The organism is Klebsiella sp. K5-306 (assembly GCF_051835185.1).
Classification (GTDB): Bacteria; Pseudomonadota; Gammaproteobacteria; order Enterobacterales; family Enterobacteriaceae; genus Klebsiella; species Klebsiella oxytoca.
In genome coordinates this window covers 59,942-75,343 of record NZ_JAIFJY010000012.1, presented here as the reverse complement: position 1 = coordinate 75,343, position 15,402 = coordinate 59,942, and the positions used below count along the sequence as shown (strand labels likewise).

Here is a 15,402-nt window from a genome sequence, read left to right as displayed (position 1 = left end):
TCTACCTATTCAACTGTTTCAATATGGTTTCAAACGCTTTTTCATTACCTTCAAATGGTATAACCTGCTTGACTGCTTTGCCCGGCCCTTTCCCTTGAGAGTAATCCCATACGTTGATGTGCGTTCCCTTTTCAGGATCATAATCAACACGCCAACCAACCTTACCATCATTAGATTGCCGTCCAATTATTTTTCCATTCCCAGCACTCACTTCTAGTCGCCCAATTACAGGCTTAGAGTCAGCACCCAAATTACCCACAATATTTAGCGCCTTATTTCGAGCATTTTCCCAGTTTTTTTCAGATTTTAATATTGTTTCAATTCGAGTCGCTGGACTTGGTACTTTCCTCCCTGGCAACATAATGCCTGCCAGCAGCCCGCCCGTTGCTTCCAGTGCAGCTTGATTCCCGCCAGCCGCCTGTTTAACCGTATCCGCAACCGCAGACCAGGTTTCACCCTGCATCAGCGTGGTAACAGTATCCGCCAGCGCCTGATTCTTCCCGGCCAGGTCGCTCATCGCTTTACTGCAGTAACTGTCACCCACAGCACAGGAAGCCAGCACCATGGCCGCATCAGCAGCATAGTCAACAGAACCTAATGCCGCATCGCCGGTATCAGCAAGGCCATTGATAATGGCGTTCGCGATGGCAGAAGTGGTGCCTTCACCCAGCTTTTCCCTGACCTGATTTTTCAGGGATTCAGCAGCCTGTTTCGCCGCTTCTCGGGCCTTATCACCGCTCAGCGAGTTATTCTCAACCGCGTTCTTCCCGGCCTGCGCCCCCGCGACCGCATCCCCGCTGCTGCCTCCGCTAAGCCCCCCCATCAGTCCCGCCGCCAGCGTACTCAGCGCGCTTATCGTCGACTTCTGCTCATCCGACAGCTCTTCTGTCTTAACATCCGGATAATATTCTGCCGCTATCCAGCGCCCCAGCAGTTCGCCGCTCACCGCGCCTGCCGCCCCCGCCAGCGCGCTGTTATTTCCCGATGCCGCCGCTATCGCTCCCCACACCGCGTGCGCCATCGCATTGGCTTCCACATTCACCTTGCCTGTCGCGCTGTCCGTCGTCTGGCTGTGAATGATTTCCGCCACATACGGACTCACTGCGCCGCTCGCCGCCTGCGCCAGGTTGCCGCCCGCCAGACCCTGCATCGCCGCCGTTACCGCCTGCGCCACCTTCTGGTACTTTCCGCCCGTATCGTAGTCCGCCGTCGCCGTCCGGCTCACCTGCGCGCTGATTTGTTCCTCGCTCGGATGGGCATTCCCTCCCGCTACCAGCATCTCCCGTGCCGCTGCCCGCGCAGCCGGGTCGCTCTGCGCCGCCTGCGCGTTCAGCTTGCCCTGCGTCACGAGTACATCACTCACCTGGCGACCTGTTTCACCTATCTTCTGCGCCACCGCCAGCCGGTTCTGCTCTTTCTCCTTATCAAATATCGGACTCAACGTTTGGTTCGCATGCGCCGCATCCCGGCTTAACCTCGTCACGTCTTGCTGCTGACTCGTGCCGTCGCGGATAACGATACTGCCCTCGCTTACCGCCGCCCGCGTCAGCGAACTGTCGCTGCCGCTGCCGTTCGCCCCCATCAGCAGACCGCTGGCCGCATTCCCCAGGAACTGCCCCGCCACGCTACCGCTCGTGCTCGCCCCCACGCTCTGCTGCTCCACGCTGTACTCGGCAGAGTTTTTAATATCCCGGAAACCCAGCGTCCCGGTATCCAAGCGGTTCAGCTCCGCCGCCGTGCTCGCCAGCACGCTGCCATTCAGTTGCGTATGCCCGCCCACCTTCACATCAAAACCGCCCTCGCCGGCAAAAATCCCCGTTTGCGCCTCCACCGATGCCCAGGTGCTGTGCATTTTGCTCTGGCTCAGGTTGAGAGAGCCCGAACCGCCGCCCATGCTGCCGCTCGCCCCCACGCTGCCGCTACGCTGCTTCGAATCGTAGTTATCGCTGTCCTGTTCGCTACTCAGCGTCAGGTTACGCCCGACGTCCATTGTCACCTGATGGCCGCTCACCTGCGCCCCGGTCAGCGTCATATCGCGACCGCTGACGATAGTCACCCGTTCCCCGGCGCTGAGGGTCGTTTCGTTATGCATCAGGCTGTTGCCCTTCTCGTGGCCCTTCGCGGCATTGGCGCTGGCGCTGACCGTCAACCCGTTCGCGCCCTGACCGAAGTTAATACCGACGCCAAACGAACTCCCATGGCTCTCGTTTTTACCGCTCAGGGTGCTGACGTTCTCCGCAGAGAATAAATTCACATCGCGCGCGGCATTGAGTAACGCGCTGCCGCCGGCTTGCAGCTGGCTGCCCTCAACGTTGATATCCGCCTCAGTGACGATAATGCTGAGATTGGTGCCGGCCATCAGGCTACTGCCGCGGCTGGTGTTCTGCGTTTGTCGCTGAGTGGATTTCGATGACTGGCTACCCCAGGAAAGGTTGACCCCTATCATGCTCTCCGGACTGGAATCCGCAGTCTGCATCTGCGATGCCTGATACGCCTGTACGCCCGATAATGCCGACTGCAGCCCGCTCAGCGCGGCGAGACGGCCATTGCTCTCGGTGCTGGCCTGGTTAGCGCTGGAAACCGCGGTATTAATGGCGCTGCCCACCATCCCGGATAACGCCAGCGTCAGGCCGCTGGTTTTCTGTTCCACAGTATGGGTCTGGGTGCTCTGGTTTTCCGCTGCCAGAATATTCACGGTTTTACCAGTCAACGCCATATTGTTGCCGGCCACCATGTCAGATCCCTGAACCGTCAACACATTACCGGCGCTCAGGCTAAGGTTGCCCTGTGAGCTTCCGACGGTACTGGCGGCGCTACTCAGCGTTGTCGTCACGTCGGTGGCTTTCAGCGACGAACTGCCGACGCTGAAGCCAACACCGCCAGTACCGGAAAAGCCGCTATGTTTCTCTTTACGTAGATGGTTTTCCTGGCGACTCTCCTCGGCGGTGGCGATGGTCAGGTTACGCCCCGCCACAAGGTTGACGTCCTGGGTGCCGGCAACACTGCTGCCGGACACCAGCAGGTCGCGCCCGGCCTGCATCACAATACTGTCACCGCTAAAATTGCTGCCGATGGCGTTCTGCGCCCACACTTCATCGTGAGTGGTGAGCGAGCGGTGAGCCAGTAGGCCGCTGCTGCTTTGATGGTTGTTTTCCGTCAGATGCCATGAGGACTCGCCGCTGCTGAGGTTAATGTCATTGCCGGCGGCAACCGTCAGGCTGCTGGTTGCCGTCACGCTGGCGGCGCGGGCATGAATATCGTGGACGGCGGACAGCGCAACCGCGCCGCCATTAATTTGCGTGCCGATATCGCTACGCTGGGTCAAAGAACGATCGTTGCCTTTCCCCCAATTTCCGCTTTCGCTGTGGGTAGTGGCGAGCGTCCGCAGGTTGAGATCGTTGCCGGCGATAATCTTCGTCTGGCTGCCCGCCACGCTGTTACTCACCATGCTTGCCGTCAGATTAATGTTATGTAACGCCTGCAGCCCCAGCTGGCCGTTTTCATTCTGGACATAAATCCCCGCAGGCCGATCGAGGCTGATGTTACCTGGGCCGCCGCCGAGGGTGCTGGCGCTGTTGAGATCACGCCCGGCTTGCGCGATCAGGCTATCGCCGCCCTGCAGCGTTCCGCCAATATTGTTGATATCAGTACGCGCGTTTAGCGTGAGCTGGTTGCCGCCGATATAGCCGCTGTTATGAATGTTTTCCGCGGTTAGTTGCGTCACGCCGCGGCTGTGGATGTGCCCACTGTTGGTCACATCACGGCTCACACTGAGCGCCACGTTTTCACCGCCGAGCAACGCGCCGCTGCCATCAAGATCGGCCGCTTTAACCCGCGCATAAACCTGCGGCACCAGCACATGCCGCACAGAGCCATCCGCTAGCGTGACCTCTCTGGCGACCAGCCAGACCATATCGCTGGTCAGCAGCGCCATCTGCGCTGGCGTCAGCGCCACCCCGACCGTCAGGTTGTACTGTTTGGCGAAGGCGACGCCCGCGTCCATCAGCGCCCGGTACTGCTCTTCATCGTTACTGTAGCCCTGGAGGTAGCGCTCGCCGCTCAGTTTAACGATCTGCTCACGCACCAGCCGCTGTTCGTAATAGCCGTCGCCAAGCCGCTTCATCGCCTGATCAACGCCCAGCTGATTTTGCATGTAGTCGCTGGCGAGCCACGCTTTACCGTTGGTAAAACGCGGATCGGTTTCCACCAGATAGCCTGCTTTAGCCTGTGGATCGATCTGATACAGACTGCTGACAGGAAGACGGGTATCCGGCGTGACGAGGCGAATAACCGTTCCGTCAGCGTTAACCGGCGTCACTTCCACCAGTCGTCCGGCAGGTAGTTCACCTGGCTCATCGGCGCGATCGCGCGGGGTAATCACACTGCTATGGCCATCAATTTGGGTATTGCCCTGCCACTTTATGGTTTGCAGATCGCTAGTCTGAACCGTGGGCGTCGGTTCATATTCGCTACTTTTTTTCCCCTGGCTGGTTTTGGTGCCGCCAAACGGGCGGCTGGTCTTTTTCTCATACCAACGAGTCTGGGTACCGACGTCGGTGGTCACCCGTTTACCGGTCGTGGCGACGTTGTTTAGTTCGCTAATCACGCCACCGAGCGCTCCCCCGGCGATAATCTGGCTGTCGTAGTTATTCAGCTTATCGCTGTTGATGATGAGCCGGCCGCCGGAGAGGATTTTGCCGGGATCGCTTTCCACCACCTGCGTTTCCACAACGGTACGCTGGTACTGATATTCATAGAACTCATCGCCACGGCTACCGTCCGGCATGATGGCGTCGTGAACGCCGTATTTGTTTTTATAGCTGGTATCGACCAGCGACCAGTCGAAGCGCTGTACCGATCCTTTCAGCGCCGCTTCATGGCGCCATGACTGCTCGACCATCACATCTTTCGTCACCAGATGGTCGTTGTAGTTATTGATTTGTTGGATATCGATCGCCATATCACCGGCGGACTCAAGCGTTGCGCTGTGGTTATTAAAGACTCCCGCCCGGCCGCTGAGCGAACCGTCTTCGGCAAGTTGGCCGCCAATGGTAAGCGTACCGTCGCTGTAGATCAGCGCGTGATCCTGGTTATTGAGCGTGCCGACGCCCATTGCCAGCAATGCTCGTGCAGCAATCGTCGCCGCCACGCCGTTCTCCGCGGCGTTAGTCAGCGTTGCCACCTGCAGCGCGACGGCGTCGCCGTACAGGCGCCCGCTACCGATATTGGTTAACGTCGTGGCGACAATATGGGTTAAACCACCGTCAATCAGTCCCCGATTGACCAACTCGCCGTTGACCGTAAAATGGTTCTCGCCAGAGCTGATTTCACCTTCCTGACGGTTATCCAGCTTCGCCACATAGAGATTGAGCACCTGGCCAACGCTGATAACACCCTGATTAATCAGTCCCAAACCGGAGAGATTCCACTGCAGGTTGCCGTTGGCGATGATCCTCCCGGCGTGATGAAACGCCTGACGCAACGTTAGTGACATATCGCCCTGAGAGAGCACCTCGCCATCGCCGCTGAGGGAATCGGCATCGAGAATAAGTTTGCTCGCGGCAAGTAGCGTCCCGCCCGTATTAGCCAGCACCAGGTTGACGCCTGCTATATCCAGAGCGGCGGCGGAGACGATCTGCCCCTGCCGGTTATCCAGCCCCCGATTGTGGATGGTGATGTTCAGGTTACCGCCGGACTGCAGTTCTCCCTGACGGTTATCAACAGCGGCGCTCTGAATACGCAGGGCATCAACGGCGGTAATTGTGCCCTGCTGATTATCCAGCAAACCGCTCGTCGTCAGGTTGACGCTGCCCCGCTGCGCCGAGCCAACCTGCCCGTGACGATTGTTAAGATTTTGAGCCCGTAGCCGGATGTCGCCGCTGGCGATGATATTCCCCTGCGAGTTATCCACCCCATGGCGCGCAGTGAGCTGAACGTCGCCCTGCGCCGCGCTGATTTTTCCGCCATGGTTGATCAGATTGTCGGCGTCAAGCTTGATATTGCCATTTGCGGCAAGAACGCCTTCGCGGTTATCCAGCCCTCCTTCAGAGCTCATGGCCAGGTCGCCCTGCGCCGCAATCAATTGCCCATGCTGGTTCCGAAGGCTTGCTACTTGTAGAGAAAGGCTACCGCCAGCAACGATATTCCCTTGTGAATTTTCCAGCTCATGACGCGTAGTGAGCTGAGTATTGCCTTGCGTCGTGCTGATCTTACCGCTGCGATTATTAATGTTATCGGAGTACAAAACGATATTGCCGTTAGCGGCAATAGTGCCTTCGCCGTTGTCCAGCACGCCATCGCTGGTAATCGACATGCCGCCGCTGCCGATATGCAACAGCGTTCCGTTTTGATTGAGCAACTGGCTGGTGCTGAGCGTCAATGCATGGCTGTTGCTGGCGATCTCACCGCCGTGGTTATCCAATCCCGCGCAAAAATCAAGGCGTAGATCGTCCTCGCCCGTCTGCTGGATTACGCCCTGCTGGTTATCCAGCGCCATTGCTTTCAGCTCAAGCTGGCTGGCCGTCAACAGGCCACTATGGTTTTTGAGTTTGCCGCTGGCGGCCAACTGGAGTTTTTCGCTGGCCGCCACCACCGCATCTCGGGTTGTGATATCGCCGGACGCGGCGCTGACCACAATCCGCGCCCCCGAGGTTCGACTGTTATCAAGATCCACTGCCCTGCCCTGCCCTGCGCCGTCAGCGTCCCAGCCGCCATATTGCGGCCATTCAACGCCAGCGAAGTCTGGCTATTCAGCGTCAGCGCGCCGCTGCTGGCGGAAGAACCATCGCTATTTAATCCGGCTGCGAGCGTGCTATTTTGCGCGCTACGCAAAGTGCTGGCGGCAATCCGCGTATCACCTTGCGCGGCGATAATGCCGTCATTGGTTAGCGTCGCGCTGGCCGTCACCAGGCTATCTTTTCCGGCGTACAACTGGCCCTGATTGTGAAGATCGCCCTTAACGGACAGTTGCAGATTCTGTGCGGACTGAATCACGCTGCTGTTGCTGAGCGCGCCATCAGCGCTGATTGCTACGTCCCCCGCCGCCGCGCCGATATTGCCGGCATTGTGAACGCCTACGCCTCGCTCGGTACCGACAAGACGAATTTTATGGGCGTACATCCCACCTAGCGCGCTGACGTCTATCGCCACCGCTGGCGCCGCACTGCCGTCGGATGATTTTGCCGTCGTCAGACTGTGCGCCGCATCGATCTGATTACGCCCTGCAGTAACCTTTAGCTCCTGCGCCCAAACCCCGGCGTTGATTTTCACCGCGCGGGCGAGCAGGTCGGTGCTGTCTACCGAGCTCGCATCAAGCCCGCCTCCCTGTACGATAATTTCGCCGCGATTGACATCGTAACCGCTAATCTGCCCGTTGCTGTACTGCACCTGACCTGTCGTCAGCGTCGCGCGGTTGGCATTGATAAACCCGCAGCCGTCGCAGCTAATTCCGCCAGGGTTAGCTATCACCACCTGCGCTTTCTGCCCGGCAACCTCGATATAGCCATTCAGCCGGCTCGGATCACGGGTATTCACCTCGTTGAGGATCACTCTGGCTTCCCCTTTCGCCAGATTCGGGTTACCGGCGACCATCCCGGCCAGTTGGGTTGAAGTGCTGGCGTGGCTGTTATTCAGCACCACGCCGCGCCCATCGACGTCAAACTGGCTGTAGACGTTGCGCGAAACGCCTGCGCCACTCGGTGTCTGAATATTGACCTGCGGAGTGCCATTGGCGCTATTGGCGATCTGCGGTTGCTGGCCGCCGGGCGCATGGTTATCGGCGACAATCGCTGCCTTAGCCGGGGTGAGACAGGAAAACGCGAGCAGAAACCCAAAGGCCAGCGGCGCCAGGATGGACGTCAGCGTCGACCCGGTTCGCGCGTCGGCGCCAGATTGCGGCGACACGCCAGCCCGATGAGAGCGGGTCGTTTCCGCCACCACTATCAGCATCCCGCGAGCCTTATTAAATACGATTCGATAAAAGCGTTTATTCATTGCCGTTACTCGTCATCCGTTGTTCACCGCGGCGCGGAAAATCATCCCTGTGCGCAGCACGCGCCGCCGGACGGCGCGTGAGTAAAAGTCAGTAGCTCCAGCTGACGCTGAAACCAAAAGTTGCTGGCTCGGTTTTAAAATCATCGGGTTTGTCTAAAGGGATACCGGCGAACAGGTCGTAGCTGGCGCGTAGGTACTGGCCGCGCAACCCTGCCACGCCTCCGGCGAGGTGTTTGCCCACCAGCGTTTCACTGCCAGCGCCGCCGACTTCGCCGTAATCTGCTCCCAGATAAAACTCCTGCCCCGGCAACGGGGTCGACCAGGCGATATCGTTACGGACGTACCAGCCGTGGCTGGCGGTCAGGGTGCGCTCGCCGTCAAAGCCGCGAACCGTCCAGCGGCTGCCGATGGAAAACATATCCGGCGAAGTCAGCGGCGTGCTGCTCATCTGCCGCTGATAGCGACTGGTAAAGCGAAAACGTTGCCCGCCCAAGGCAAAAGGCAAATTGAGCTGAGCATTAAATTGCAGGATCTTGCTGAGGGCGGTTGCTTCCCCCCACTGCTCTTCTGGCGCAGGTTGAGCGCCGAACCAGCGGGTACCGCGCTGGTAGCTCACTCCGCTATCGAGAGTGGCGTTGCCAAGGTAATGGCGATGCTGCAGACCAAGCTTCCAGGCCGCCGTTTGCCGCCGCTGGACGGCAATCTCGGTGTCGTTAATGAAGTTACGCTGCTCGCGGGCTAACACATCGGCGCTAAGAGTGGTCTTCTGACTACCGCTACGGTGCAGTACGCGGCTAAGCTGGAAATCAACGTTCTTGCTTTTACCGCTGTACTGGTAATCGCCGTTAGCCCCCGCCACGGTTTGCACGTAATCGTACTGGCTGGCGGTTAATACGAACTGCCAGTAGCCCAGCGGGACCGAATAGTGGCCGGTCAGGTTCTTTGAGGATTTACCGCCGTTGCCATCGAGGTTATGTGAACCGGAAAGGTAAAAAAGATCGCTTAAGGATAGTGGGTTATCCAGTGACAGCGTCAGGTTCCCCTGGTAACGGCCGGTGGCATTAGAGCCGGAATCATCGAGCGAGGCGTCGATGCGCCAGAAGCGCTCCTGTTGGCGGTTAATGACAATATCGCTTTGCCCCGGCGTCTCGCCCGGAACAATTTCCATGCTGGCCTGAACCGTCGGCAGGCGCTGCAGATTTTCCAGCCCCTGTTCAATATCGCGCAAATCCAACAGTTTCCCGTCAGTCGCCGGAAATGCGCTCGCCAGCCACAGATAATCATCGCTCTGCGCCGTAAGCCTGGCTTCACGGATATAACCCGGCATCACCACCAGGCGTAAAACACCGCTTTTTAAGTCCTGCTGCGGAGCAAGGATCCGGCTGGTGATATAACCGCGGTCGATTAATATATTCTGCAATTGGGCCATCAGTAGATTTATTCCCTTTCCTCCCAGACAACGCCCATTCACTTTATTTGTCTGGCGCTGGAGCGGAAGCCAATGCGGTAAGGCTTCGGCGCCCTGCAAAATAACCCGAGAAATAGCAAAGCAAGGTTGTTCAACGGGAAATAGCCCATCATCGATATTTACTCCTTCCGCGGATAAATGAATATCCGGTGACGGCGGCGCGAGCTGACTTTCCAGGGCTTGCTGGCGCTGCTGCTGGTTGATGAACTGCTGCTCACGTACGGTATCCGCAGGCGCGGCGTACCCCCACACTGGCAGCGCAGAGATAATAAAAGCCTTATGAATTAAACTCCGTTTATTCATTATTTTTTAAGCCAGGGCTATCCATGTCGATGACAAACACTCTTTAATGGCGATTAAATACATTCAAACGTGCATAAATATCAACTCATATTCATAAGGCAATCATCGTAATAATAACTTAACGACGAATTCATCAATGAGGGGCTATTTTTATTGGACTGCTGAATATATTTCAGCAATAAAGGTAAAATGTGAAGTCATTATGAAATGAGAATAATGAATTTGAATTGATATAATCTGCCGCTGGTATGACTCGTGCCACACCACAACTCCCTGTGATCTCAATCACATAATTATTCCCTGTTAACTTCCCTCCCAACCGCTTACCCCGGCAAGTGACCGCTTAACCCCAAATATAACCACTCACAGATTTACCCAACTTTACGCGCGCAAAGTTCTGGCAAGATCGTCTCCAGCATAGCTAATCAATACCTCCACCAACCCTGACTCAAAACTAAACGGCTTCGGCCCATTATTCATCTCATTAACGCCAGGTTTTACTATGGATACTAAAAAGTTATTCAAGCACATACCCTGGGTGATTCTTGGAATCATCGGGGCATTTTGCCTCTCGGTCGTCGCTCTGCGCCGCGGTGAGCACGTCAGTGCGCTGTGGATCGTGGTGGCGTCGGTTTCCGTCTATCTCGTCGCCTACCGTTATTACAGCCTGTACATTGCGCAAAAGGTGATGAAGCTCGATCCTACGCGTTCGACGCCGGCGGTAATTAATAACGATGGCCTGAACTACGTTCCGACCAACCGCTACGTGCTGTTTGGCCACCACTTTGCCGCGATTGCCGGCGCCGGTCCGCTGGTGGGCCCGGTGCTCGCCGCGCAGATGGGCTACCTGCCGGGTACCCTGTGGCTGCTGGCGGGCGTCGTGCTGGCAGGAGCGGTACAGGACTTTATGGTGCTGTTTATCTCCTCGCGTCGTAACGGCGCCTCGCTGGGTGAGATGATCAAGCAGGAGATGGGTCCAGTACCGGGCTCCATCGCGCTGTTCGGCTGCTTCCTGATAATGATCATCATCCTCGCGGTGCTGGCGTTAATCGTGGTTAAAGCGCTGGCGGAAAGCCCATGGGGCGTGTTCACCGTCTGCTCGACCGTGCCAATTGCCCTGTTTATGGGGATCTACATGCGCTTCCTGCGCCCGGGTCGGGTAGGCGAAGTGTCGGTTATCGGCATCGTTCTGCTGGTGGCGTCTATTTACTTCGGCGGCGTGATTGCCCACGACCCTTACTGGGGCCCGGCGCTGACCTTTAAAGACACCACGATTACCTTTACCCTGATTGGCTACGCGTTTATCTCGGCTCTGCTGCCGGTATGGTTGATTCTGGCGCCGCGCGACTACCTGGCGACCTTCCTGAAAATCGGCGTAATCGTTGGCCTGGCGCTGGGTATCGTGATCCTTAACCCTGACCTGAAAATGCCGGCGGTGACCCAGTACATTGACGGTACCGGTCCGCTGTGGAAAGGCGCGCTGTTCCCGTTCCTGTTTATCACTATTGCCTGCGGCGCGGTCTCCGGCTTCCACGCCCTGATCGCTTCCGGCACCACGCCGAAGCTGCTGGCTAACGAAACCGACGCCCGTTTTATCGGCTACGGCGCGATGCTGATGGAGTCCTTCGTGGCGGTGATGGCGCTGGTGGCGGCATCAATTATCGAACCGGGTCTCTACTTCGCGATGAACACTCCGCCGGCGGGTCTGGGCATCACCATGCCGAACCTGCACGAAATGGGCGGTGAAAACGCCGCGCTGATTGCCGCCCAACTGAGGGATGTCACCGCTCACGCGGCAGCGACCGTCAGCTCCTGGGGCTTCGTGATCTCTCCTGAACAAATCCTGCAAACCGCGAAAGATATCGGCGAACCGTCGGTCCTGAACCGCGCAGGCGGCGCGCCGACGCTGGCCGTGGGTATCGCTCACGTGTTCCACAAAATCATCCCGATGGCGGATATGGGCTTCTGGTACCACTTCGGTATTCTGTTCGAAGCGCTGTTTATCCTCACCGCACTGGATGCCGGTACCCGCGCAGGCCGCTTTATGCTGCAGGACCTGCTGGGCAACTTTGTACCGTTCCTCAAGAAAACCGACTCGCTGGTAGCAGGCATTATCGGTACTGCGGGCTGCGTTGGTCTGTGGGGCTACCTGCTGTATCAGGGCGTGGTCGACCCGCTGGGCGGCGTGAAGAGCCTGTGGCCGCTGTTCGGCATCTCTAACCAGATGCTGGCCGCCGTGGCGCTGGTGCTCGGTACCGTGGTGCTGGTCAAAATGCAGCGCACCAAATATATCTGGGTCACCGTGATCCCGGCTGCATGGCTGCTGCTGTGCACCACCTGGGCGTTGGGCCTGAAACTGTTCAGCACCAACCCGCAGATGGAAGGCTTCTTCTTCATGGCTCAGCAGTACAAAGAGAAGATCGCTTCCGGCGGCGAACTGACCGCACAGCAGATTGCCAACATGAACCATATCGTGGTGAATAACTACACCAACGCCGGTCTGAGCATTCTGTTCCTTGTCGTGGTCTACAGCATCATTTTCTACGGCATCAAAACCTGGCTCAACGTACGCAACAATAAAGTGCGTACCGACAAAGAGACACCGTACGTACCGGTACCGGAAGGCGGCGTGAAGACCTCTTCACATCACTAACCCCTAATGCCGGATGGCGCTACGCTTACCCGGCCTACACAAGCGAATGTTTGTAGGCCGGATAAGGCGCTAGCCGCCATCCGGCTTTATTCGTTCTCTGGAAAGCATAATGTTTGGTAACTTAGGTCAGGCAAAAAAATATCTCGGTCAGGCAGCGAAAATGCTGATTGGCATTCCGGATTACGATAATTACGTCGAGCATATGCAGACCAATCATCCGGACCAGCCGTACATGACCTATGATGAATTCTTTCGCGAACGCCAGCAGGCCCGCTACGGCGGCGACGGCAAAGGCGGCGTGCGCTGCTGCTAATGGAGGCAAATATGGCACCGATTGCAGTTACCCTATTAACCGGTTTTCTTGGCGCCGGTAAAACCACTCTACTGCGCCATATCCTGAACGAACGGCACGGCTTTAAAATTGCCGTTATCGAAAACGAATTTGGCGAAGTCGCCGTCGATGACCAGCTTATCGGCGACCGCGCGACGCAGATTAAAACCCTGACCAACGGCTGTATCTGCTGTACCCGCTCCAACGAACTGGAAGACGCTCTGCTCGATCTTCTCGACAGCCGCGATCGCGGAGAAATTGATTTTGACCGACTGGTGATTGAGTGTACCGGCATGGCCGATCCCGGCCCGATTATTCAGACCTTCTTCTCTCATGATGTACTGTGCGAACGTTACCTGCTGGATGGGGTGATTGCGCTGGTTGATGCGGCACATGCTGACCAGCAGATGAACCAGTTCACCATTGCCCAGTCGCAGGTGGGGTACGCCGATCGTATCCTGCTCACCAAAACCGACGTGGCGGGCGACAGCGACAAGCTCCGCGAGCGGCTGACGCGCATCAACGTCCGCGCGCCCATTTACCGCGTCATCCACGGCGATATCGACCTGAATCTGCTGTTTAACACCAGCGGTTTTATGCTGGAGGAGAACGTGGTTAGCAGCAAACCGCGCTTCCACTTTATGGCCGACAAGCAGAACGACGTATCGTCAATCGTAGTGGAGCTGGATTATCCGGTAGATATCAGCGAAGTCTCCAGGGTGATGGAAAATCTGCTGCTCACTTTTGCCGAACAGCTGATGCGCTATAAAGGGATGCTGTGGATCGACGGCGAACCGAATCGCCTGCTGTTTCAGGGCGTTCAGCGCCTCTACAGCGCCGACTGGGACCGACCATGGGGCGATGAGCGGCCTCACAGTACCCTCGTCTTTATCGGCATCAATCTACCGGAAAAAGAAATTCGCGCGGCGTTTGCCAGCTTGCGCAAATAGCCGCATGGACGGTTCCCTCTCCCCTTGGGGGAGAGGGTCAGGATGAGCGAAGGAGGCGCAAAATTACCCTTCCCCTCCCTCTTCCTGAGGAAGAAACCCTCGCCAATCGATGTCTTCCGGGAGGGCCATTAGTCCGGTGGGGGAGTCAGAGCATCTGCGCGCTCGGTTGCTTAGCGGCGAACCACCACCAGCTTCTGATTCACAAACTCTTTAATCCCAAGATCGGAAAGCTCGCGGCCGAACCCGGAGCGCTTAACGCCGCCAAACGGCAGCTCCGGCGCGGTATCGGTTAACCAGTTGATATAGACCATCCCGGTTTCAATCCGCGAAGCCATGCGTTTCGCCCTGTCGATATCCTGGCTGAACACGGCTCCGCCGAGGCCGTAATGCGAATCGTTGGCCAGTTTCACCGCCTCATCGTCATCTTTCACCACGTAGATTTGCGCGACCGGACCGAAGAACTCTTCAAAATAAGCCGGATTATCGCGGGTAATGCCGGTCAGTATGGTGGGCTCGAAAAAGCTGCCTTCTCGCTGCGCAGGTTTGCCGCCCAGATGCAGTTTCGCGCCATTTTTCACCGCCTCGTCCACCTGTTTGGTCAACGTTTCCAGCGCGTCTTTTGAGGAGAGCGGGCCCAGCGTGGTACTTTCGTCCAGCGGATCGCCAATTTTCACCTCGCGGAAGGCTTGCGTAAACTGGCTGAGGAAAGCGTCGGCAATTTTTTCATGCAGGATAAAACGTTTCGCCGCGGTGCACACCTGCCCGGCATTATTGAGCCGCGCCTGCACGCCGGTCTTCACCGCTTTCTCCAGATCGGCATCGTCGAGAACGACAAATACATCGTTGCCGCCTAGTTCAAGCGTCGCTTTCTTAATGTGTTTAGCCGCCTGCGCCGCTACCACGCCACCGGCTTTTTCCGAGCCGGTCAGGGCCGCACCCTGTACGCGATCGTCGGCGATGATCTTCGCTACCTGATCCTGAGAAATGAACAGGTTAGTCCATGCGCCCTCTGGCGCGCCGGCCTCACGAACCAGCTGAGCGAAGGTTTCCGCACAGTGCGGGACGATGCTGGCATGTTTGGCGATCACCGGGTTCCCTGCCGCCAGGTTCGGCGCCAGCACGCGCATCAGCTGATAATAAGGGAAGTTCCACGGCTCTACCGCCATCAGTACGCCGATGGGATGGTGTTCGACCCAGGCTTCACCCAGTTCTGACGGATATTTTACCGGCGCCAGAAACTGTTTTGCGTTATCGGCGTAGTAGCGGGCAATTTGCGCGCACAGTTTGACCTCACCGCGGCTTTGCTCGATAAGCTTACCCATCTCCTGGCTGGCGATTTTGGCCAGCTCTTCAACCCGGCTGTCGATCAGGTCCGCCAGCTTGTGCAGGATCGGTAGCCGTTGGTCAATATTTCCCTTGGCCCACTGCGAATGATAAAGCGCATCCGCCTTTTGCAGCGCCGCTTCCACGTCAGCATCGCTGTGTGCCGGATACGCTTTGATAAGCTGATTATTGGCAGGATTCACCGTCTGATAAGCCATATCGCATGTCTCCTTGTTATCGCTGTTAACGCAGTCATAAATACCGCACAGGTTATTAAGGGTAGTCGAGATAGCTGAGGATGCGCTCCGGATCAGGTAGATACGGAATTTTCCAGGAATGAAATGGTGAACGCCTGGAGGGCTAAACGGCTCCAGCTGCCCCC

6 protein-coding genes and 1 pseudogene are annotated in these 15,402 nt (G+C 57.3%); 3 read left to right on the top strand and 4 right to left on the bottom strand.

Going from position 1 to position 15,402, the window contains the following annotated elements; translation table 11 throughout:
- Position 1: 1 nt before the first annotated feature.
- The 3 genes and pseudogenes from K2184_RS18455 to K2184_RS18445 form a co-directional block, all read right to left on the bottom strand.
- Complete coding sequence (locus tag K2184_RS18455; protein WP_423787308.1) at positions 2–6,673, bottom strand: hemagglutinin repeat-containing protein; 6,672 nt, start codon at positions 6,671–6,673, stop codon at positions 2–4.
- Positions 6,674–6,924: 251 nt separating this feature from the next.
- Positions 6,925–7,992, bottom strand: a pseudogene (locus K2184_RS18450) (two-partner secretion domain-containing protein); the annotation flags it as partial.
- 88 nt (positions 7,993–8,080) lie between these two features.
- Entirely contained in the window at positions 8,081–9,763 is a 1,683-nt protein-coding gene (locus K2184_RS18445) for a ShlB/FhaC/HecB family hemolysin secretion/activation protein (RefSeq protein WP_049101527.1), read from the bottom strand.
- Between the two features lie 502 nt (positions 9,764–10,265).
- On the opposite strand from K2184_RS18445, the gene btsT reads away from it, so the two are divergent.
- The 3 genes from btsT to yjiA all read left to right on the top strand — a co-directional run bounded on the left by btsT (position 10,266) and on the right by yjiA (position 13,697).
- Positions 10,266–12,416: a pyruvate/proton symporter BtsT gene (btsT, locus tag K2184_RS18440; RefSeq protein ID WP_004108575.1), complete on the top strand. Its 2,151-nt coding sequence runs from the start codon at positions 10,266–10,268 to the stop codon at positions 12,414–12,416.
- 109 nt (positions 12,417–12,525) lie between these two features.
- Positions 12,526–12,729 (top strand): YbdD/YjiX family protein, encoded by a 204-nt coding sequence (locus tag K2184_RS18435; protein WP_004108577.1) that lies wholly within the window; start codon positions 12,526–12,528, stop codon positions 12,727–12,729.
- A gap of 11 nt (positions 12,730–12,740) precedes the next feature.
- A complete protein-coding gene (gene yjiA, locus K2184_RS18430; RefSeq protein WP_004108579.1) occupies positions 12,741–13,697 on the top strand; it encodes a GTPase in 957 nt (318 codons plus the stop codon).
- A gap of 170 nt (positions 13,698–13,867) precedes the next feature.
- Here the strand turns inward: yjiA and K2184_RS18425 are convergent, their stop codons facing one another.
- Positions 13,868–15,238 carry an NAD-dependent succinate-semialdehyde dehydrogenase gene (locus K2184_RS18425; protein WP_004108581.1) on the bottom strand — a complete coding sequence of 457 codons (1,371 nt, stop codon included), beginning with the start codon at positions 15,236–15,238 and terminating at the stop codon, positions 13,868–13,870.
- Positions 15,239–15,402 lie beyond the last annotated feature (164 nt).